Source organism: Comamonas sp. (genome assembly GCF_036643215.1).
GTDB lineage: Bacteria > Pseudomonadota > Gammaproteobacteria > Burkholderiales > Burkholderiaceae_C > Comamonas.
Window position 1 is genome coordinate 22,997 of sequence record NZ_JAVXSJ010000008.1, and the last position, 18,954, is coordinate 41,950.

20 protein-coding genes are annotated in these 18,954 nt (G+C 59.6%); 7 read left to right on the forward strand and 13 right to left on the reverse strand.

Features of this window, described 5'->3' with window-relative positions:
* Positions 1–236: 236 nt before the first annotated feature.
* The 7 genes from RSF91_RS07455 to RSF91_RS07485 form a co-directional block, all read right to left on the reverse strand.
* Positions 237–737, reverse strand: a complete 501-nt coding sequence (locus tag RSF91_RS07455) for a disulfide bond formation protein B (RefSeq protein ID WP_332567823.1) — start codon at positions 735–737, stop codon at positions 237–239.
* Positions 738–921: 184 nt separating this feature from the next.
* Positions 922–2,049, reverse strand: a complete 1,128-nt coding sequence (locus RSF91_RS07460; protein WP_332567824.1) for a sulfate/molybdate ABC transporter ATP-binding protein — start codon at positions 2,047–2,049, stop codon at positions 922–924.
* A gap of 29 nt (positions 2,050–2,078) precedes the next feature.
* On the reverse strand, positions 2,079–3,119 hold the full coding sequence (cysW, locus tag RSF91_RS07465) for a sulfate ABC transporter permease subunit CysW (protein WP_332567825.1): 1,041 nt from the start codon (positions 3,117–3,119) through the stop codon (positions 2,079–2,081).
* Positions 3,119–3,976, reverse strand: a complete 858-nt coding sequence (gene cysT / locus RSF91_RS07470) for a sulfate ABC transporter permease subunit CysT (RefSeq protein ID WP_169107036.1) — start codon at positions 3,974–3,976, stop codon at positions 3,119–3,121. The genes cysW and cysT overlap by 1 nt, the downstream gene beginning before the upstream one ends.
* 173 nt (positions 3,977–4,149) lie before the next feature.
* On the reverse strand, positions 4,150–5,151 hold the full coding sequence (locus RSF91_RS07475; protein WP_099737979.1) for a sulfate ABC transporter substrate-binding protein: 1,002 nt from the start codon (positions 5,149–5,151) through the stop codon (positions 4,150–4,152).
* Positions 5,152–5,362: 211 nt separating this feature from the next.
* The gene (locus tag RSF91_RS07480) at positions 5,363–5,962 is read right to left on the reverse strand and encodes an RBBP9/YdeN family alpha/beta hydrolase (RefSeq protein WP_332567826.1); all 600 of its coding nucleotides are present in this window, start codon (positions 5,960–5,962) and stop codon (positions 5,363–5,365) included.
* 147 nt (positions 5,963–6,109) lie between these two features.
* Positions 6,110–7,045 (reverse strand): LysR family transcriptional regulator, encoded by a 936-nt coding sequence (locus RSF91_RS07485; RefSeq protein ID WP_332567827.1) that lies wholly within the window; start codon positions 7,043–7,045, stop codon positions 6,110–6,112.
* 186 nt (positions 7,046–7,231) lie between these two features.
* Between RSF91_RS07485 and RSF91_RS07490 the strand changes: the two genes are divergently transcribed.
* Together RSF91_RS07490 and RSF91_RS07495 are read left to right on the forward strand one after the other, a co-directional pair.
* Complete coding sequence (locus RSF91_RS07490; RefSeq protein ID WP_332567828.1) at positions 7,232–7,834, forward strand: FMN-dependent NADH-azoreductase; 603 nt, start codon at positions 7,232–7,234, stop codon at positions 7,832–7,834.
* A 242-nt stretch (positions 7,835–8,076) separates the two neighbouring features.
* A complete protein-coding gene (locus RSF91_RS07495; RefSeq protein WP_332567829.1) occupies positions 8,077–8,487 on the forward strand; it encodes a hypothetical protein in 411 nt (136 codons plus the stop codon).
* Positions 8,488–8,515: 28 nt separating this feature from the next.
* On the opposite strand, the gene RSF91_RS07500 is transcribed toward RSF91_RS07495, so the two are convergent.
* The 6 genes from RSF91_RS07500 to RSF91_RS07525 all read right to left on the reverse strand — a co-directional run bounded on the left by RSF91_RS07500 (position 8,516) and on the right by RSF91_RS07525 (position 14,579).
* Entirely contained in the window at positions 8,516–9,283 is a 768-nt protein-coding gene (locus tag RSF91_RS07500; RefSeq protein WP_442878825.1) for an SDR family oxidoreductase, read from the reverse strand.
* Positions 9,284–9,449: 166 nt separating this feature from the next.
* Positions 9,450–10,448 (reverse strand): ABC transporter substrate-binding protein, encoded by a 999-nt coding sequence (locus RSF91_RS07505; RefSeq protein WP_332567831.1) that lies wholly within the window; start codon positions 10,446–10,448, stop codon positions 9,450–9,452.
* Between the two features lie 22 nt (positions 10,449–10,470).
* The gene (locus RSF91_RS07510) at positions 10,471–11,277 is read right to left on the reverse strand and encodes an ABC transporter permease (protein WP_332567832.1); all 807 of its coding nucleotides are present in this window, start codon (positions 11,275–11,277) and stop codon (positions 10,471–10,473) included.
* The gene (locus RSF91_RS07515) at positions 11,274–12,047 is read right to left on the reverse strand and encodes an ABC transporter ATP-binding protein (protein ID WP_332567833.1); all 774 of its coding nucleotides are present in this window, start codon (positions 12,045–12,047) and stop codon (positions 11,274–11,276) included. The genes RSF91_RS07510 and RSF91_RS07515 overlap by 4 nt, the downstream gene beginning before the upstream one ends.
* Positions 12,037–13,500, reverse strand: coding sequence for an acyl-CoA reductase (locus tag RSF91_RS07520; RefSeq protein ID WP_332567834.1), 1,464 nt, complete (start codon positions 13,498–13,500; stop codon positions 12,037–12,039). The genes RSF91_RS07515 and RSF91_RS07520 overlap by 11 nt, the downstream gene beginning before the upstream one ends.
* Positions 13,497–14,579 (reverse strand): LuxE/PaaK family acyltransferase, encoded by a 1,083-nt coding sequence (locus RSF91_RS07525; RefSeq protein ID WP_332567835.1) that lies wholly within the window; start codon positions 14,577–14,579, stop codon positions 13,497–13,499. Before RSF91_RS07525 ends, RSF91_RS07520 begins: the two co-directional genes overlap by 4 nt.
* A 199-nt stretch (positions 14,580–14,778) precedes the next feature.
* On the opposite strand from RSF91_RS07525, the gene RSF91_RS07530 reads away from it, so the two are divergent.
* The 5 genes from RSF91_RS07530 (at position 14,779) to RSF91_RS07550 (ending at position 18,943) form a co-directional block, all read left to right on the forward strand.
* Positions 14,779–15,126: a hypothetical protein gene (locus RSF91_RS07530; protein WP_332567836.1), complete on the forward strand. Its 348-nt coding sequence runs from the start codon at positions 14,779–14,781 to the stop codon at positions 15,124–15,126.
* Between the two features lie 379 nt (positions 15,127–15,505).
* Positions 15,506–16,270, forward strand: a complete 765-nt coding sequence (locus tag RSF91_RS07535) for an energy-coupling factor ABC transporter ATP-binding protein (protein WP_332567837.1) — start codon at positions 15,506–15,508, stop codon at positions 16,268–16,270.
* Positions 16,263–16,856: an energy-coupling factor transporter transmembrane component T family protein gene (locus tag RSF91_RS07540; protein WP_332567838.1), complete on the forward strand. Its 594-nt coding sequence runs from the start codon at positions 16,263–16,265 to the stop codon at positions 16,854–16,856. The genes RSF91_RS07535 and RSF91_RS07540 overlap by 8 nt, the downstream gene beginning before the upstream one ends.
* A 15-nt stretch (positions 16,857–16,871) precedes the next feature.
* Positions 16,872–17,465 (forward strand): biotin transporter BioY, encoded by a 594-nt coding sequence (locus RSF91_RS07545; protein ID WP_169107023.1) that lies wholly within the window; start codon positions 16,872–16,874, stop codon positions 17,463–17,465.
* Complete coding sequence (locus RSF91_RS07550) at positions 17,462–18,943, forward strand: AMP-binding protein (RefSeq protein WP_332567839.1); 1,482 nt, start codon at positions 17,462–17,464, stop codon at positions 18,941–18,943. The genes RSF91_RS07545 and RSF91_RS07550 overlap by 4 nt, the downstream gene beginning before the upstream one ends.
* The last annotated feature ends 11 nt before the right edge of the window (positions 18,944–18,954 follow it).

Below are 18,954 nucleotides of genomic sequence, written 5' to 3' on the forward strand. Positions count from 1 at the left end.
GCATAACGAGCTGGATCGGAACGTGCTGTTTTTCAGCACAATCGGACAGTGATGTATGTCAAACGTAAAGATTTACAAAAAAACAACAACATCGAATGTCATTTTTCTTAAAGCGAATGAAGCAACGCTAATCAACGGCCAATCCAGGTGCAGCGAACCTCAGAGCATCGGTCAGGATAATCTCACAAAATAAAAAAGCGCCCCATAAGGCGCTTTTTTACTTCAAAGATGAAGCCTTAGTGTTTTTTGACTTTGACCAAGAGCAGCAGACACACCATAAAAAACGCCGCAAAGCAGACAAACGACCAGTTGGCAATCGAGCCGCCCAGGAAAGTCCAGTCAATCGCGGCGCAGTCGCCCGAGCCCTGGAAGATCATGGGGATGGAGCGGCTGAAGGAGTAGTGCTCGATCATTCCGTAGAAGTCGCGGCCGCAGGTGGCGAATTCGGGGGGGTACCACTGCAACCAGCTCTGGCGCGCAGCCACAAAGGCACCAAAACCGCTGGCCAGTAAAGCCAGAACGCTAAAACTCATCCACCAGCCTTTTTGGCCTCTGAGGCTTGCCAGACCTGTGAAGATAGCTACCAAAATGAGTGCATAGCGCTGCACGATGCACATCGGACAAGGCTCAAGCCCAACGACATGCTGCAGATACAGGCCAAAGGCCAGCATGGCTACGCAGGCAGCGCAGATCAGGGCCAGAGTGCGCCGTGGCGCGGTGGTAAACCATTGAAGCATCAAAATTCTTTCTGCGAAATTTCCGAATCATGCCTGAACCAAGGATAACGCCCCTGAGCAGAGTCAGAGGATTCATCCCTGTGGCATGCATCTTCCCTTTCGCAGGAGACAACGAGCCCAAGCCGCCTTGCGGCGAGGTCGTCGTCCCCCTCTGGGGGGAAGGCGCAAAGCGCCTCAGGGGGAATTAAATGCCTGCAGCCTCATCCAGAAACACCTTGGCACGGCGTGGTGTCACCACCAGGGTTTCACCTTCGCGCAAGCCCATGTCCTTGAACTGCTGCGCGGGAATCTGGGCTTCGATGAGTCCGTCTTCTCCGGCATTGCTGGCGTTTTGTGTGGTCTCGGAGGGAATAAGTTCCAGCCTTGCGATAGGGCCGACCACAATTGCACGCGAAAGCTGGGCCACGATGCCTGTGGGGCGGCCCTGTGCATCCAGATTCTGGCCGGGCGAATAGCGCTCCACCTCCAGATCATGGGGGCGCACATAGGCAAAGGCCTGGCTGTCATGGGCACCGCTGGCGTCGCTGCTGTCCATTTGCATGCCATCGTCCAGATAGACGCGGCCATCTCTGGCGCGCCCCTTGAACAGGTTCACATCACCCAGGAAGCCATAGACAAACGGCGTGGCCGGGTTGTCCCAGACTTGCTGGGGCGTGCCTTCCTGCTCAATCTTGCCCTGGTTGATGACGACCACACGGTCGGCCACTTCCAGCGCTTCTTCCTGGTCGTGGGTCACGAAGATGGACGTCACATGCAGCTCATCATGCAGCTGACGCAGCCAGCGGCGCAGTTCCTTGCGCACCTTGGCATCCAGCGCGCCAAAGGGCTCGTCCAGCAGCAGCACCTTGGGCTCTACGGCCAGCGCGCGGGCCAGCGCGATACGCTGACGCTGACCGCCAGACAGTTGCGAGGGGAAGCGATCAGCAATCCAGTCCAGCTGCACCAGCTTGAGCAGCTTCATGACCTTTTCCTTGATCACAGCTTCGCTCGGGCGCTCTTTGCGGGGCTTGATGCGCAGGCCAAAAGCCACGTTCTCAAACACGGTCATATGGCGGAACAGCGCGTAGTGCTGAAACACAAAGCCCACGTTGCGGTCACGCACATGCACATCGGTGGTGTCTTCACCGCTGAAGTGGATAGTGCCCACGTCGGCGGTTTCCAGACCCGCGATGATGCGCAGCAGCGTGGTCTTGCCGCAACCCGAGGGGCCGAGCAAGGCAATCAGCTCGCCCGACTTGATGTCCAGACTGACATCGCGCAGCGCCTGAAAGTCGCCAAACTGCTTGCTGACATTACGAATTTCGATACTCATGATGAATCTCTGCTTGGAGTCCAGACAGCTCAGGCTGCCGTGGCGGTTTTATGAGGGGTGGTGCTGATCTGGCTAGGGCGCTCGGGCGGAGCCTCGGCAGCGGCCTTGGCCTGTTGTTCAGCGCGCCATTCGGCAAGAGACTTGATCACCAGTGTGACCAAAGCCAGCAGCGCCAGCAGCGATGCCACGGCAAAGGCAGCAGCGGCCTGATAGTCGGCATACAGCACTTCAACGTGCAGCGGCATGGTGTTGGTCTGGCCGCGGATATGGCCCGAGACCACGGACACCGCACCAAACTCACCCATGGCACGGGCGTTACACAGAATCACGCCATAGACCAGACCCCATTTGATATTGGGCAGGGTCACATGCCAGAAGGTCTGCCAGCCCGAGGCGCCCAGCACCACAGCGGCCTGCTCTTCATCGCTGCCCTGCGCCTGCATCAGCGGAATCAGCTCGCGGGCGATGAAGGGGAAGGTCACGAAGATGGTGGCCAGCACAATGCCCGGTACCGCAAAAATGATCTGGATGTCGTGCTCAGCCAGCCAAGGGCCCAGCCAGCCATTGGCGCCAAAAACCAGCACATACATCAAACCGGCAACCACCGGCGAGATGGAGAACGGCAGATCAATCAGCGTGGTCAAAAAGGCCTTGCCCTTGAACTCGTACTTGGCAATACACCAGGCCGCCGCCACGCCAAACACCAGGTTCAGCGGAACAGCGATCAACGCCGTAATCAGCGTCAGCTTGATGGACGACAGCGCATCGGGCTCACCCAGCGCAGCCACATAGACATCCCAGCCCTTGCGCAGTGCCTCGCCAAAGACGGACAGCAGCGGCAGGATGAGGAAAAGGCCCATAAAGAGCAGCGCAATGATGATCAGCACCCAACGCACCCAGCGTGGCTCGGTGGTGCTCATCTTTTCAAGCTTGGTGGTTTTGCGCGGTGCTGTGAGCTTGTAGAGCACAACCAGCACCACAACGGCCACAGCGATGACGGTAAAAAGATGCGCCCAGATGGGCAGAAAATTGGGGAACAGCGCTTGAATGGCTGCGTGAATCGTAGACATCAGCGGCCTCCCTGCGCCTTGCGCTGCCATGCTTGCAGAGCGTTGATCAGCAGCAACAATACAAAAGAAATCAGCAGCATGACCACGGCCACGGCGGTCGCGCCGGCCACATCATGCTGATCGAGCTTGGCCATGATGATCAGTGGAGTGATTTCAGAAACCATGGGAATATTGCCGGCGATAAAAATCACCGAGCCGTATTCGCCCACGGCACGTGCGAAAGCCATGGCAAAACCCGTGAGCAAGGCCGGGCCGATATGCGGCAGAATGACCTTGTAGAAAATCTGCCAGCGCGAAGCGCCCAGGCTGGTTGCGGCCTCTTCCAGCTCCTTCTCGAAGTCTTCGAGCACTGGCTGCACGGTACGCACCACAAAAGGCAAGCCGATAAAGATCAGTGCAATGGCGATACCCTTGGGGTTGTAGGCCATCTGAATGCCCAGCGACTCGAAGTACTGACCAATCCAGCCATTGCCCGCATACAGCGCCGACAAGGAAATACCCGCCACCGCCGTAGGCAGGGCAAAGGGCAAATCGACCAGCGCATCCACCACCTTCTTGCCGGGGAACTGATAGCGCACCAGCACCCACGCAATCAGCATGCCAAACACCACGTTCACACAGGCCGCGATAAAGGACATGGTGAAGGACAGCTCATAAGACGCCACCACGGCAGGCGCCGAGACTGCATTCCAGAACTGCTCCCAGGTCAGGCTGAAGCTGGCAGACAGCAAGGCCACCAGCGGGATGAGCACGACAATGCTCAGATAAAAGATGGTGTAGCCCAGCGTCAACCCGAAACCGGGCAACACTCGCTTGGCGCTACGCACCTTGCCTGGAGCTAAAACTGCAGAGGTCATATTTTTATTAAAGCGACTCAAAAAGGTGGATCTGCAGGCATTGCCCCTGCCCTATGAACAGGCAGGCGCCCCAGTGGGACGCCAAGCAAAGGCCGCTCCGCAGCGAGAGCGTCGTCCCCCTCCGAAGAGGGGAAGAGAGAAAGGGAAGCCGCAAAGCGGCTCAGTAGGAGTTCTTACTTGCCTGGCGCGTACAGCTTGTCAAACTGGCCGCCATCGTTGAAGTGAACCTTCTGCGCTTCGCTCAGAGAGCCAAAGTACTTGGCCACAGTGAACTGCTTGATGGGCTTGAACTGATCGGCATGCTTTTTGAGCACGGCTTCAGAGCGGGGGCGAATTGCGTGCTTGGCCGCAATTTCCTGGGCTTCATCCGAATACAGCCATTGCAGGTAATCGGTTGCCAGCTGGGTTGTGCCCTTTTTTGCCGTGGTGCGCTCTACGACAGCCACGGGGTTCTCGGCCACGATGCTGACGGATGGATACACGGCATCGACCTTGCCTTGACCGAATTCGCGGTCCACGGACACGACTTCCGATTCAAAGGTGATCAGCACATCGCCAATATTGCGCTGCAAGAAGATGCTGGTCGCATCGCGGCCACCCTTGCCCAGCACGGGGACGTTTTTGTAGAGCTTTTGTACAAAGTCTGCGGCTTGCGCATCGGTGCCACCCTTTTCACGCACCGAGCCCCAGGCTGCCAGATAAGCGTAGCGGCCATTGCCACCGGTCTTGGGGTTGACGACCACGACCTTGACATCGGGGCGAATCAGGTCAGACCAGTCCTTGATGTTCTTGGGGTTACCGTTGCGAACCAGGAACAGCATGGTCGAGGTGGTGGGCGATGCATCGTGGGCGAACTTCTTGTTCCAGTCCTTGGCAACCACGCCGGTGGAAGCCAGAAAATCCACGTCGGTCGTTGTGTTGAAAGTCACCACATCGGCGGCCAGACCGTCATTGACAGCACGGGCCTGAGCGCTGGAGCCGCCGTGCGACTGGTCGACCTTGATATCCACACCCTTGGTCTTCTTGTAATGGGCGATGAAGGCGGCGTTGTAATCCTTGTAGAACTCTCGGGCCACATCGTAGGAGACGTTAAGCAGCTGCGTCTGAGCAGATGCGGCACCGGCAGCGGCCAGTGCAATAGATGCCAGCAATGTCTTGAGCTTCACGGAATGCATGGTTGGCTGCCTTTTCTTGAGCAATGTGTATAGATGTATACATTGTGCGAACTCAGCCTTAAAACTCAAAAGAATATATTCTTCTTTGTTTTTCTGAAATTTGATATATCAAAAGCTTTAGCCGCAAGATACCCATAAAAATAGCTGCAAGCGCTTATGCATAAAGCGCTTGCAGCTATCAAAAAGTTAACAATACAGAGGGGGTTTAGCCTCAGGCGGCCAAGGCAGGCCGTAATTCCTCACTGGCAACCTCAGCATGGGGAAGAGTGCTCTCCCAGCTGCCCACATCCATCAGCGACTGCAGCAATGCCAGCCCCAGCGGCCATGCGCCATGGCCAGATTCGACATTGATATGCCCGGCGTTCTGCAGCCGCACCAGCTCACTGCCCCAGGCCCGTGCATAGGCACCAGCGCGGCGTATGGGGCAAAACGGGTCATTGCTGCTAGCAACCAGCACGCTGCGATAAGGCAAGGGTGCATAGGGCACGGGGGCAAAGTCTTCCAGCTGAGCGCGGCGCTCAGGGTCTGCGGGGGCCACGAGCAAAGCACCATGCACGCGCGCAGCCGCGGCCTCACCCAGATGCACTGTGGTGATACAGCCCAGACTATGGGCCACGATGACGGCCGGGCGCTCATCGGCCAGCAGCACTTCTTCCAGCGCGCCCACCCACGCATCGCGGTGGGGCACCAGCCAGTCTTGCTGCTCTACGCGCACGGCATCGGGCAACTGTTCAGCCCACAGGCTTTGCCAGTGGCCTGGGCCTGAGTTGCGCCAGCCTGGCACGATCACGATACGGAATGGGGATTTCATGCAGCCTCCTGCGGTCTGGGAGCGCTGTGAAGGCCCTGCACGGAAGGCCCAAACGCTCTTGATCTGCTAGTAAGAGGCGCATTGTGAGCAGCGCGCAGTCAAATCCCAACGAATGTTTTGTTGTTACCTTATGCCTAAAAGCTAATGCTATGGCGCGCTTTGCGCTATTTTTTGCGTAGCAGAGAGGCTGCTACCGGGCAGGCGCTCACCCAAAAAGTCCAGAAAATGCCGTACCGCCGGAGCCAGCCCGCGCCGCGACGGGAAGATTGCATGAACAATCCCCAGGGGCGGCGCCCACTGAGGCAGCAGGTGCACCAGCGTGCCTTGGGTCAGTTCGTCCTGGCACATATAGTCAGGCAGCCAGCACATACCGCTGCCTGCCAGCGCTGCAAATTTCAGTGTCAGCAAGTCATCGACCACATAACGCGGCTGCAGTTGCAGTCGGTGTTCTTTGCCTTCGGGGCCGACCAGCAGCAGGCTTGAATGACCATCGACGGCCGACATGGCCAGGCTGTCAAGCAGTTGCAAGTCTTGCAATGATCTGGGCGTACCCTGGCGCTGCAGCAGATCAGGGCTGGCCACCAGAATCTGGCGCGAGGTATCGAGTCGCTTGACCACCATGGAGCCACTGTCGTCCAGATTTCCGCGCACGCGCAGCGCCACATCAATACCCTCTTCCACCAGATTCACCGGGCGATTGGTGACCTGCATCTCTACATGTACCAGCGGGCAATGCTTGAGAAATTCGGGCATCAACTCGCCCAGCACGGTCTGCGCCAGCGTCACCGGGCAGGTCACGCGAATCGTGCCGCGCGGCTCGGTCTGCACCTCGGCTACGGCATTCGATGCTGCCAGCGCCGCATCGCGCATGGCCTGGCCGTGGCGCAAAAAGGTCTCGCCCACCTGCGTCAGCGAGAGCTTGCGGGTGGTGCGCTGCAGCAAGCGTACGCCCAGCTGGGTCTCCAGCTCAGCCACACGGCGCGAGAGGCGGGACTTGGGAATGCCCAGTGCACGCCCAGCCGAAGCGAAGCCGCCGCGCTCGACCACCTCGACGAAATACAGCATGTCATTGAGATCCACCATGCAAACATCCTTGGACTCGATTGAATTGATATCTGGAACGATCAGTCATATTTTTGCAGACTTATCGATCACTATCTTCAAAACTACAATCTATCCCATCGCACTTTGAAATGGAACGCTGTTTTGCCGCAATGCAGCATCTGAGCTGGGCAAGAAGTATTCTTTAACTTACTGTAAGAAACCGACATGCAAATCCTGCACATTGACTCCTCTATTACCGGCTCCAACTCCATCACTCGCGAACTGACTGCTGACATCGTCGCCAGCCTCAAGCAAGCCAACCCCGAAGCGCAAGTGGACTATCTGGATCTGGCCGTGAATGCCCCCAGCCACCTGAGCGCGCAGTCTCTGGGCTTTCGCACCGGCCAGGCCGCTGCCACCGAAGTTGAACGCCAGGAAAACGCTGTCTCCGAAGCTCTGGTCAGCCAGTTCCTGGCTGCCGACGTGATCGTCGTGGGCGCACCCTTCTACAACTTCACCATTCCCACGCAGCTGAAGGCCTGGCTGGACCGCATTGCCCAGGCTGGCCGTACTTTCAAGTACACCGCCACAGGCCCCATCGGTCTGGCTGGCGACAAAAAAGTCATCGTGGCCTCCGCACGCGGCGGTGCTTACTCCAGCAGCGAAGCTGGCCAAGCCATGGAACACCAGGAAAGCTACCTGAAAGTGATCTTCGGCTTCATGGGCGTGACCGACGTCACCATCGTGCGCGCTGAAGGCGTGGCCATGGGCCCAGAAGCCAAGGCTGCAGCCATGCAAGCCGCCAAGGCTCAAATCGTGGCTGCCTGATAGTTAAGGCATCACCCACAAAAAAGCCGGTACGCCTTGAGCGCTACCGGCTTTTTTGCGTTCAAAACCTTGCACAAGCTTGATCCAGCACGCATTTGCGGCCCAATCGTTTGTAAAGAATGCTGAGATGAAACCGTAGGACTACCGTTTTTTGATACTCTAAAAACAGTTAGATACTTTTAAACCCTTGGGTGCAGCTCTGCTGACTCAGGGTTGCGTTTTCCATGCCCCCTACTCGTTCCATGTCTGCCACCATTCAACACGCACCGCAGCGCTCCGACGAAAATTACGTCGTCACCGCTATTGGCGTGTTTTTGCTGGCATCTGTCGTTTTAGGTACTGCCACCTATAAATACCTGCAGCACTCAGAGGAGCAAGCGCAAGCCCGTACCGATCGTCAGGCCTACAAGCGCTACAACGATTACCTGAAATCCGCTCAGGAAAACACCCCAGCACCAGCCGCTCAAGACCCGCCTCCTGCGCAGGCGGCACAGGCAACACAAGCCGCAGCAGCCCAGCCCAGCATGGCTGAAAAGCTGCTGAGCCACCCTTCCGTCACACCCGGCCCCGGCTTCAATGCCCCCGGCGTGCAGCAGACTGGTGTCGCCATCATTGATGCGATTGAGCATGCACAGGCTACCGCCAAGCAATAAGGCGTCTGTAACCCAAGCCTGCAAAACCTCAACGCATTACCAGTCCGCCATCCACTAGCAACACCTGCCCGGTCATAAAGCCACTGAGATCGGATGCCAGAAACAGCACCGGCCCTGCCACATCCTCGGGTCTTGCAAGCCTGCGCAGCGGCGTGGCGGCCATCAGTGATTCGCGAAACGCTTCTTTGGTGCTCTGGCTACCCTGCGTTGGGTAGACCAGCCCCGGCGCCACACAGTTGACGCGAATGCCCACAGGCCCCAATTCGCTGGCCAGATTACGGCTAAAGCCCACCAGCGACGCCTTGGCCGTGGTGTAGTCGTGATAGGGCACGACAGGGTTCTCCACCAGATTGCTGACGATATTCACAATGCTGCCTCGGGCTCGCTGGCGCATTTGCGGCAACACGGCGCGGCAGACGTTGAAGGCCGCGCCCACAGCACCATCAAACTGGCTTTGGTAGTCGCTCCACTCCAAGTCATCAAAGCGGCGGCGCTGCTCCGGGTCAAAGGTATAGGGCTTGAATGCGTTGTTGACCACCATGTCGATACAGCCCGCCTCGCGCACGATGCTGTCGACCATGGCCTGCACTTCCGTCGCATTGCCCACATCCGCCTTCACCGCCCAGGCATCACCACCTGCGGCCTGACATGCGGCAACCGTCTGCTGCGCCGCCGCATCGTTAGACAGATAGTTCACCACCACCGTCGCGCCCTCGCGCGCAAAGGCCAGCACAATCGCCGCACCAATGCCGCGACTGGCACCCGTCACCAGCACCACCTTGCCGTGCAGACCCATTGAAGAAGATTGACTCATATTTCTGATCCCTGCTGACACAGCACAGGTGCTTAAAACTGACGCTTACCCCACTCAGGGACAGCAAGCAAGGGCCGCCCCGCAGCGATGCTGTCGTCCCCTTCCCGCGAAGCGAGCGAGGGGAAGGCGCAAAGCGCCTGAGGGGGTGTTACAACGCCACGACCACGTCGGACACCTTGATCTGCCGCTGCACCATACCCAGCGCGCGATAGGCATCGGCACCCTTTTGCAAGGCAGCAAGATCAAAGCTGCCCAGAGCCTGACCTTGCACGGCTGGCAGTGAAGAAGCGTTGCGCAGGCGAATCACATCCAGGTTGATATCACGGCGGGTTCCATCAATGGCGTATTTGCTGGCCAGCACCGAGGCTTCTTCGGGATTGGCAATCATCCATGCAGCGCTTTCGCGGTAGCCACGCACAAAGGCCTTGAGCAGGTCTTTTTTCTGGTGCAGCACCTCTTCGCGTACCACAAACATGTCGCTGGACATATTCAGGTACTCGCTCACGGGCATCACATTGACTTCGCCAATGCCCTTGCGCAGGCCCACGGCCAAGCCGGTATCGGTTGCCGCTGTGGCATCGACCTGTCCCTGCATCAAGGGCGCAAAATTCAGCAGACCGGTCACGACGATGGTCACATCCGACTCCTTAAGGCCCGCCTGATGCAGCATCACCAGCAGGTTCTGGCGCGTGCCGCTAGACAGGCTATAGACGCCAATCTTCTTGCCCTTGAGATCGGCCGGCTTGCGAATGCCAGAGGTCTTGAGCGAGACCACATTGAACACGTTTTGCGGGTAGATGTCGTAGATCGCGACCAGCTTCTCGCCCTTGTCCAGCGCCATGAAGAAGGAGCCGGGATCGGTAAACGCCACATCGCCCTGACCGCTCAGAATATTGCGAATGGCATCGCCACCGCCTGCGCCTGGCAGGTAGGCCAACTCGACGCCCTGGCCTTTGAAGAAGCCTTTCTCAGGCTCGGCCAAAAGGTTGGTGATTTCACTGATGGGCTTGCTCCAGCCTGCCAGCCGAATCTTGCCTTGCATGGGATTCGCCATGCTGGCACTCGTCAGAGAAAGCGCAGACAGACCTGCACAAGCGCCGATCAGGCTGCGGCGGGAGATGGTAGGGAGCTTGTTGGATATCTGCATAAAAAGCGTTCAGTAAAAGCCATCAAAGCTTGCTGCCCAATTGAGCAACTTGCGAAATTTCAGAAACAACAAAGTGATGGGAGCGCAGCAAGCGCCGCTCCAGCATCAGGCAGGCCTGATACAGCAGCAGGCCAATGGCCGCAATCAGCACCAGCGCGGCAAACATCAGGGGGGTGTCCATCATTCCCTGCGCCGTAATCACCACGGCGCCCAGACCTTGACTGGCACCCATGAATTCAGCCACCACGGCGCCGACCAGCGCCAGCACCACGGCAACGCGCAGGCCCGCAAGAATGGCGGGCAGCCCGGTCGGCAGTTTCAGCTGCAGCAAGGTCTGCAGCCGCGTCGCCCCCAGCATGCGAAACAGCTGCAGCCTCTGGGCATCGACCTGGTGCAGCCCCGTGAGCGTGTTTTCCATCAGCGGGAAGAAGCAGATCAGCGCCGTAATCAGCACCGTGGGCAGCATGCCAAAACCAAACCACAGCACAAACAGCGGCGCCAGTGCCAGCTTGGGCACGACCTGACTGACCACCACATAGGGCTTGAGCACACGTTCCAGCAGCTCAGACTCCGCCAGTGCCATGCCAGCCAGCAGCCCCACGGCACTGCCCATGGCCAACCCCAGCAGCAGCGCCTTCAATGTAGAAACCAAATGCGGCCAGAAGTAGCCAGATGCCAGCCCAGACCACAGCGACACTGCCACAGCCGAAGGCGGCGGCAGCACCAGAGCAGACAGGCTAAATTGCCTTGTAGCCAGCTCCCATATTGCGAGAGTAGCTATCAAAAGCAAAGCAGATAGCAGGCGCGGCCTGTTCAGCAAAGCATTCATGCCACGCCCTTTTCCATGGCCGCGCGCACGCGCGCACAGTATTCGTTGAACACGGTGCCATGGCGCATGTCCTGCGTGCGCGGCTCGGGCAGCTCAACCGCCCAGTCATTCACAATGCGCCCGCCATGCATGAGGGCGATGCGGTCACCCAGATAAACGGCCTCGTTAATGTCATGCGTCACAAACAGGACCGTGGTGCCATGCTCGCGGCAGGTGCGCAGCAAATCGTCTTGCAGCTCGGCGCGGGTGATGGCATCCAGCGCCGCAAACGGCTCGTCCAGCAACAACAGCGGCGGCTCCAGAATCAAGGCCCGTGCCAGCGCCACGCGGCTTTGCTGGCCGCCCGAAAGCTGACGCGGGTAATGCTGCGCATGGGCTGACAGGCCCAGTTGCTCCAGCAAACGCAGCGCATTGGTCACGTCTTGCTGTAAAGGCTTGCGCTGCAGCGACACAGGCAGCAGCACATTGTTCAGCACCGTATGCCAGTCCAGCAGCGTCGGGGCCTGAAACATAAAGCCCAGTTGCGGCCCCGGTTCTGCCAGCTCTTGGCCGCGCAGCAAAATGCGCCCCGATTGCGGGCGCAGCAAACCCGCAGCCAGCTTGAGCAGCGTGGTCTTGCCGCAGCCGCTTCTGCCCAGCAGGCAATGAAATTCACCGGCCTGCATGCGCCAGTCCACCCCATCGACTACCGGCGGTCGGCCCGGGTAGGTAAAGGCGGCCTGCTCAATATCCAGAAAAGCCATGGCGGCGTTGCCCTCGTCAATCTGCATAGCTTGCAAGCGGCTGCGCCGCCAGCTCGGCCGACTGTTCAATCTCGGTCATGCGCACCAGATCAAGCAGGTTAAAGCGCCCGTCGTGGTGCCAGCCCGCCTCAGGCATGCTCATAGAACCAATGGCGCTGATGCGCGTGACACCTGCAGCGCCCAGCAAGTCGGCCAGGCGGTAAAGCTCCTCAGGCCCCACAGCAAGGCCTGCGGTCTGCAAAAATTCGCGCTGTGCCGCCACTACGGGCAGCACGTCGTCAAGCCGGTCCACCGCCACCACCGCAATCGTGCGGTACAGCGCCGTGGGGGCCAGCGGCTGCAGGCTGTCGCTATAAGCCACACTCCACGCGGCATCTACCGGACCCAGCAACTGGTGCGTATCGCCTGCCCACTCCATGGTCTGCTGCCAGCGGGCCACCGTAGCGCCCTCTTCCAGGTCCAGCTCACGGCGAGCAAAGCGGCGCTGCAGATTGGCCAGCTCGGCGGCCAGATAGTCGGCAAAAGCACGCGGCGGCACGGGTGCGCCGCGCTCTATATAAAAGACATGGGGCGAGTAGCAGCCTTGCTGGTCGTAGCGCATCACATCCCACGCCGCCAGCCGGGCGACTGCCGGAGCTTTGAGAGCATCCAGCGCCGCTGTGCCAATCAGGCCAAAGCCCAGCTTGTGGCCATGGGGCAAAAAGCGTGTTGTCACCGGCAGGCGCTTGCGCAGCGCATCCAGCGTCTGGTTGCCGCCATAGGCCAGCACCGTATCGGCCTGCGCATACAGCGCATCAGCCTCCTCGCCGCCCGCACCGCGCCACCACACCACGGCCAGACAATCGGCCAGCGGCGGATGAATTTCGGCCAGCAGGCGTGCAAACCAGCCTGCAAACAAGGGCTCGGCACTGGCCAGCTTACCCACCGCAGGGGCTTTGACCAGCAGCCCACAAATCAGGCTCCACAGCGACAGCGCAGGCACATTACCCGCCCAGCTATGCACCAGTAAATCAGGCCCGAAGGCACGCACTGCGCCCCCTTTGGCCGCGGGCTGAAAACCATCCAGCACCGCAGGGTTGGCAAAGTCCTCAGCCACAAAGCGTTTGAGCTGTGCGGCGCGAAAGGTCTTGAAAAAGCCCGTCAGGCCAAGGCGAACCATATCGGCGTCATAGCCGCTGACCACGGGCAGCCAGGCCTCGGCCTGCTGGCGATAAGCGTCATTGCGGTCGAGCAGGCGCGCCATGGCGCGGTCAATCACGTCGATGATCTGGGCGACTGTCATGCTGCGCAGATGCTTGGCCGCAGCATCACGCACCCGGTTTGCCAGCGCCTGCATCTGCTCGCCAGTCAACATGGGCACAGACACTTCCAGCCGCGTGCCATTGCGCTCAAAGGGCAGCACATGCCACTGCACCTCGTCGTCGCTCAGCCCCGGCAGATAACCGGCCTTGATCTGCTGCACCTTGCTGTTGGCCGTCATGCGCTGGCGGCTTTCACAAACTCATCCACGGCCAAAGAGCAGCCCTTGGCCGCAGCACCTTCAGCACGGCCCAGCAGCAAAAAGCCGCCGTCTGCCCACAGGCCCACGTCTTCCGTCAGGATGGTGCTGACCGAGTTGTAATTGGCCAGATCGCAGTGCACCAGAATGCCGCGTTCGCCAGCGGCCACGCTGCGCCCCGTAATGGGCTCAACCAGGCGTGAGCGAATCCAGTGCGGGCCAGACTTGACCGAGGGCAGAACGGCATTACCATCGTCATAGAACTGCGTGCTCAGCTCCGTCATGCCATACATATTGATGCAGTGCGTGCGCGGAACGCCCAGCAGATCGCTCAGATCGGCGTAAAACTCTTCAAGCGGCAACTCGCGCGACTGCCCTTTGTAGCCGCCCGTATCCAGAATGCGGCTGCCTGCAGGCAGCTGAAAACGGCGGCCCTGCGCGCGCAAAGCGTCCATGACATGCACCAGACTGAAGCTGGCACCCAGCAGCGCATAGGGCTGTCCGCTGCGCTGAGATTCCTCCAGCGCGGCGCACAGGCCCGGCATATCCAACCCTTCAGCGCCCAAAAAGTAGCGACTGTCAGGCGTGCCAAATTCTGACTTGGCCAGCGCCAGATAGTGGGCCAGCGATGAATTGGGCATGGCCTGTTCATCGGGGAACAAAATAGCCATGGGCAGGCGCTCAGCCCCCTGCATAAAGCGCTGCGAAAAATAGCGCTTCATCGACAGGTCATACACATCCAGCTGCGGATGAAAGTGCCGCCCGCGCGCCGCACGGCCTGTGGTGCCGCTGGTCATGAATACGCGCTCTGCGGCCGATGCAGGTTCGCTGCGCAGCTCCATCGCCTTGAAGGCATCGATGGGCACGGCCGGAATATCGCTCCAGGTCTTGACATTGCGCAGCGTGGCACCGCGTCGCTGGCAAAAGCTGCGAAACGGGGTATTAGATTCGTACTGATAGGCGAACTGCCGCAGGGCGAGTTGATCAAACTGGTCGTCGGTACAAGCATCCTGCGCAATAAATGCCAGCAGGTCTGCAACCAGTGAAGCGGCCTTGTCCATGAAATTCCTTCGAGAGCGAAATGTGGTGCTCCGAAGGCCCCCTGCCAGTGCCACTTGGGCGGGGTTGTGCAGGGTGCAAGCTCTTCTTCCGCCGGAATGACCCGGGTCAAGTTCACGGGTGTAGATCTCAGCACTTGCGTGCACCCCGGAGCGCGGCAGCATCTTAACTCACCGGGTGGTCGCTCGGACTGCGCCAGCCTTGCCCCATCAAGCGCTGCGCCCGCATCGCAAAAGGACTCTGCCCCCTGAAACTGGCTCAGGCATTGCCTCTCAAGCCACATCTATAGTGCGCGCCCCCTTTCATGCACATGGAGGTTATGGGTCTTTTGACCCTGAGCGCCCAAGCGCAGGAGCCATTTTTTGCAAAAAACACTGGCCTTACTTAAATTTTTTAACTTTTTTCAGCACCCATTTTTGCCTGCAGCAGGGCAAAAAACAGCGTTTCAAGCCTCGAATCAGGCTTTTAAATGCTGGTTTGCAGAGCACTCCCACCTATGTGCGCGGCAAGCTGCGCCAAAACACCGGCAACAACGGTCAAACGCATTGATCTCCAAACACACCCATGCGCAAGTTAAGCGAGGTTGAACGACAAAGACTGCATAAACGGTTCACGAAAAACGTTCTCTCGCCTTCTTTGCGCGATCTATCTGTTAACTGAAGCCAAAGTGCCTTTAAACATTCACCGCAAAGCCGCTAAAGTGAAGAAATCATTTCTTATAGGAAATTCATATAAAAAGCGCTGCAATTGCATGCTTTTGAAAGCAAATTCACAGCGCTAGAATCCGCCTGCATCGCAACCCTCAGACCGTTTTTGCTGCTGAGGGCCAAGGTTTCGCCAGTCACCTCTGTATGTCAGTCCTTCGCCCTCACTTTCTCCATCCAGTCCCTTCCGTCCACGCACCTGAGCTGCCAGCAGGAGTCTGCGCATGAGCAGCGGCATGCAACTGCTCGATATCCGCCTGCAGCGCGGCCAGACCACGGTATTTGATGGGCTGAACCTGAAGCTGCAGCAAAAACGTATCGGCGTCATTGGCAATAACGGCGCGGGCAAATCCAGTCTGTTCAGACTGCTGTGTGGGCTGGAGATTCCACAGACCGGCCAGGTGCTGATGGGCGACGCAGAGTTGCTGCAAGCACGCCAGCACAACCCGGGCCTGGTCGGCCTGATGTTTCAAAACCCTGATGACCAGATCATCTTCCCCACCGTAGAGGAAGAGCTGGCACTGGGTCTGCGCCCCAAGGGTTTGAACAAACAGCAAGCCAAGGCCAAAGCCCGCGAGCTGCTGACCGAGCGCGGACTGGCCCACTGGGCCGAGCGCGCCGTCAGCAGCCTCAGCCAGGGCCAGCGCCAGCAGGTGTGCTGGCTTTCGCTGCTGATTGCATCGCCTCAGGTGCTGCTGCTTGATGAACCTTTTGCCAGCCTGGACCTGCCTGGACAGGCGCGGCTGGCGCGGGACATTGCCGCTGCGCCCCAGCAGATTCTGGTCTCTACCCACGTGCTCGACCATGTGCGCGACTTTGAGCGCGTGATCTGGCTGGAACAGGGCAAGCTGCGCGGTGACGGCCCCGGCCGCGAGATCTGCAGCGTTTATGAAGAGGCTGTGGCAGCACAAATCTCTGCAGAACTGGCTACCAGTCTGAATCCTTCAAGCGCAGCCACCCCACACACAGGCGAGCCACACCATGGGTAGCCTCTACAGCGAATATGCCACCTGGCTGCACCGCTGGCCAGCCGGGCTCAAGCTCTTGCTTCTGGCCGTGTTTGGCACACTATTGTTTTTAATAGCCTCCCCATTGCTGCTGGCGGGCTGCGGCGTGTTTTGCATGATGCTCTGGCTGTCGCTGGGCCAGGCCACGCAGATTGCCCGCAGGCTGATGCGCTCGGTCATCATCGCCGCGCTGCTGGTTGCGGGCTTTCACGTCTTCATGGGCAACCGTGAACTGGCCGCTGTCAGCGCCCTGCGGCTGATCTGCGCATCCACGCTGGGCATAGCACTGACCATAACCACCCGCCCCAGCGATCTGGTGGAGGTGCTGGAGTGGCTGCTCTTGCCACTTGCCAAACTGGGGATTCCCACCGAACGCGTGGCCATGCAAATTGCGCTGATGCTGCGCTTTACCGAACACTTTTTTGTGCAGTGGAAAAAGCTGGACGACGCCTACCGCCTGCGCACCGGAAAAAGCGGCGGCCTGCGCCTGATTGCACCACTGACGATTCACATGCTGCAGGCCACGCGCCGTGTAGCCGACGCCCTCTGGGCAAGACTGGGCTTCTAAATTTTCGGAGACATGATGAACACTTCTTCCTCCCACACCGTATCGCGCCAAGGCGCGCGCTCCATGGCTCAGGTCTCGCTGTTCGCGGCGCTGATGGCCGTGATGGGCCTGATCCCCAAGATTGACCTGCCGTTTGGCGTGCCCATCACCATCCAGTCGCTGGGCGTAATGCTGGCGGGCGTCATGCTCGGCCCATGGCGCGGCCTGCAGTCCATGCTGCTATTCCTCGCGGCCGTGGCCGTGGGCCTACCCCTTTTGTCTGGCGGGCGCGGCGGTATTGGTGTGTTTATGGCACCTTCTGCCGGTTATCTCATCGGCTATGCACTGGCCGCTGGCATTACGGGCGCCATCATGGCGGCCCTGCCGCAAAGCACGCCCCGCCGCACAGCCTTCAGCGCCTTTATCGCCTCCGTGGTTGGTGGCCTGCTGTGTCTGCATGCCTTTGGCGTGCTGGGCCTCATGCAACTAGCCAATATGAGCTTTGCGCAAGCCTTCAAAGTGACGCTGGCCTTTGTGCCCGGCGACTTCATCAAGTGCATTCTCTGCGCCATCATCGTCCACACGGTGGCGCGCGGCATGCCTGACTGGCGCTTTGGCGGCCGTCGATGAGCGCATTGCCTGTATCCGCTCCGCTAGAAGATTTCTGGCAGTTGGTTCACGGCCCTCTGGCCCACTGGGCGCAGCAGCGGCCCGACGCCATTGCGCTAGAAAGCGAGGCAGGCGCATGGACCTTTGCGCAGTTGCACACCGCCGTAGAGCAGCGATCGGCCAAGCTCATTGCCCAGCATGCACCGCAAATGGTGCTGCTGGACGCCAGCCAGTCCACGCTGGAGCGGCTGGTGGACTTTCTGGCCGTCATTCATAGCGGCCGCTGCGCCGCAGTGGCTGACCCCGACTGGCAGCCTGCCGTGCGCCAGCGCATTGAAAGCTGGCTGCCCAACGCCCCCTGCAACCTGAATACAGCCGCGCCCCTCGCGCCCTTCTATACCGGCTTTACCTCAGGCAGCACGGGCGTTCCCAAAGGCTTCAAGCGCCACCACCAGTCGTGGACAGAGAGCTTTCGCGTCGGCATGCAAGACTTTGGCCCTGTGGTAGCCCAGCGCACGCTGGCACCCGGGCGCATCTCGCACTCGCTGTTTCTGTTTGGTGCCATGCAAGGTATCTGGTATGGCTGCGGTGCCGTCATGCAGGAGAAGTTTTCCGCCTCGCGCTGCCTGAGCAGACTAGCCCAAGGCGACACGCCCTGCCTCATCGCCGTGCCCAGCCAGTTGCTGCTGATGCTGCAATGGGCCGAGCACCGCAAGCTGCGCCCTATCCCCGAGGTGGAGCTCATCACCATCAGCGGCGCACGCTGGATGCGCGCCCACACGCCCGCACTGCGTGCGCTGTTCCCCAAGGCCCGCATCATTGAGTTTTATGGTGCATCAGAAGCCAGCTTTGTGGCGTGGATGGATGCCGATGAAGTCAGCAGCCCGCAGGCCGTGGGCCGGCCCTTCAGCAATGTGCAAATTGATATCCGCAGCACGACAGACCATAGCGTGGCCGAAGCCAGCCGCAGCCAAGAGGGCGATGGGCTGATCTACATCCGCAGCCCCATGCTGTTCATGGACTATGTGGGCGACGCCCACGACCCCACGGCCGTGCTGCGTGATGGGGACTGGCTTTCCGTGCGCGACATGGGCCATATCGACGAGCGCGGCATGCTCTGCCTGGCAGGCCGCCAGAGCCGCATGATCGTCACGCAGGGCAAAAACCTGTTTCCCGAAGAAATCGAAAACCTGCTGGCCCAGCACCCGCACATCGACCATGTCTCGCTGCACGGCAGCGCCGACGCACTGCGCGGCATGCAGGTGCAGGCGGTCGTGCAATGGAAACCTGATATGGCAGAACCGCATCCCGGCGCACTGGCGCTGAGCCAGTGGCTGCGCGAGCGCACCGAGGCCTTCAAGGTACCGCGCCAATGGTGGATATGCCCAGACTGGCCCCACACAGCCAGCGGCAAGACAGATCACGGCAAACTGGGCCTTGCGTTGCAAGCCGCTCGTTCTGCAAGCGACCTGCCCCCACTCCTGCCCCTGCAAGGCTGAAAACCGCATCA

Bases quoted from the DNA above. Each gene is read 5' to 3' on its own strand.
- RSF91_RS07460 (WP_332567824.1), bottom strand. From the start codon at position 2,049: ATGAGTATCGAAATTCGTAATGTCAGCAAGCAGTTTGGCGACTTTCAG.
- RSF91_RS07455 (WP_332567823.1), bottom strand. From the start codon at position 737: ATGCTTCAATGGTTTACCACCGCGCCACGGCGCACTCTGGCCCTGATC.
- RSF91_RS07550 (WP_332567839.1), top strand. From the start codon at position 17,462: ATGAGCGCATTGCCTGTATCCGCTCCGCTAGAAGATTTCTGGCAGTTG.
- RSF91_RS07535 (WP_332567837.1), top strand. From the start codon at position 15,506: ATGAGCAGCGGCATGCAACTGCTCGATATCCGCCTGCAGCGCGGCCAG.
- RSF91_RS07475 (WP_099737979.1), bottom strand. From the start codon at position 5,151: ATGCATTCCGTGAAGCTCAAGACATTGCTGGCATCTATTGCACTGGCC.
- RSF91_RS07515 (WP_332567833.1), bottom strand. From the start codon at position 12,047: ATGCAGATTGACGAGGGCAACGCCGCCATGGCTTTTCTGGATATTGAG.
- cysW (WP_332567825.1), bottom strand. From the start codon at position 3,119: ATGTCTACGATTCACGCAGCCATTCAAGCGCTGTTCCCCAATTTTCTG.
- RSF91_RS07480 (WP_332567826.1), bottom strand. From the start codon at position 5,962: ATGAAATCCCCATTCCGTATCGTGATCGTGCCAGGCTGGCGCAACTCA.
- RSF91_RS07505 (WP_332567831.1), bottom strand. From the start codon at position 10,448: ATGCAGATATCCAACAAGCTCCCTACCATCTCCCGCCGCAGCCTGATC.
- cysT (WP_169107036.1), bottom strand. From the start codon at position 3,976: ATGACCTCTGCAGTTTTAGCTCCAGGCAAGGTGCGTAGCGCCAAGCGA.
- RSF91_RS07540 (WP_332567838.1), top strand. From the start codon at position 16,263: ATGGGTAGCCTCTACAGCGAATATGCCACCTGGCTGCACCGCTGGCCA.
- RSF91_RS07500 (WP_442878825.1), bottom strand. From the start codon at position 9,283: ATGGGTCTGCACGGCAAGGTGGTGCTGGTGACGGGTGCCAGTCGCGGC.
- RSF91_RS07485 (WP_332567827.1), bottom strand. From the start codon at position 7,045: ATGGTGGATCTCAATGACATGCTGTATTTCGTCGAGGTGGTCGAGCGC.
- RSF91_RS07520 (WP_332567834.1), bottom strand. From the start codon at position 13,500: ATGACGGCCAACAGCAAGGTGCAGCAGATCAAGGCCGGTTATCTGCCG.
- RSF91_RS07510 (WP_332567832.1), bottom strand. From the start codon at position 11,277: ATGAATGCTTTGCTGAACAGGCCGCGCCTGCTATCTGCTTTGCTTTTG.
- RSF91_RS07525 (WP_332567835.1), bottom strand. From the start codon at position 14,579: ATGGACAAGGCCGCTTCACTGGTTGCAGACCTGCTGGCATTTATTGCG.
- RSF91_RS07490 (WP_332567828.1), top strand. From the start codon at position 7,232: ATGCAAATCCTGCACATTGACTCCTCTATTACCGGCTCCAACTCCATC.
- RSF91_RS07545 (WP_169107023.1), top strand. From the start codon at position 16,872: ATGAACACTTCTTCCTCCCACACCGTATCGCGCCAAGGCGCGCGCTCC.
- RSF91_RS07495 (WP_332567829.1), top strand. From the start codon at position 8,077: ATGTCTGCCACCATTCAACACGCACCGCAGCGCTCCGACGAAAATTAC.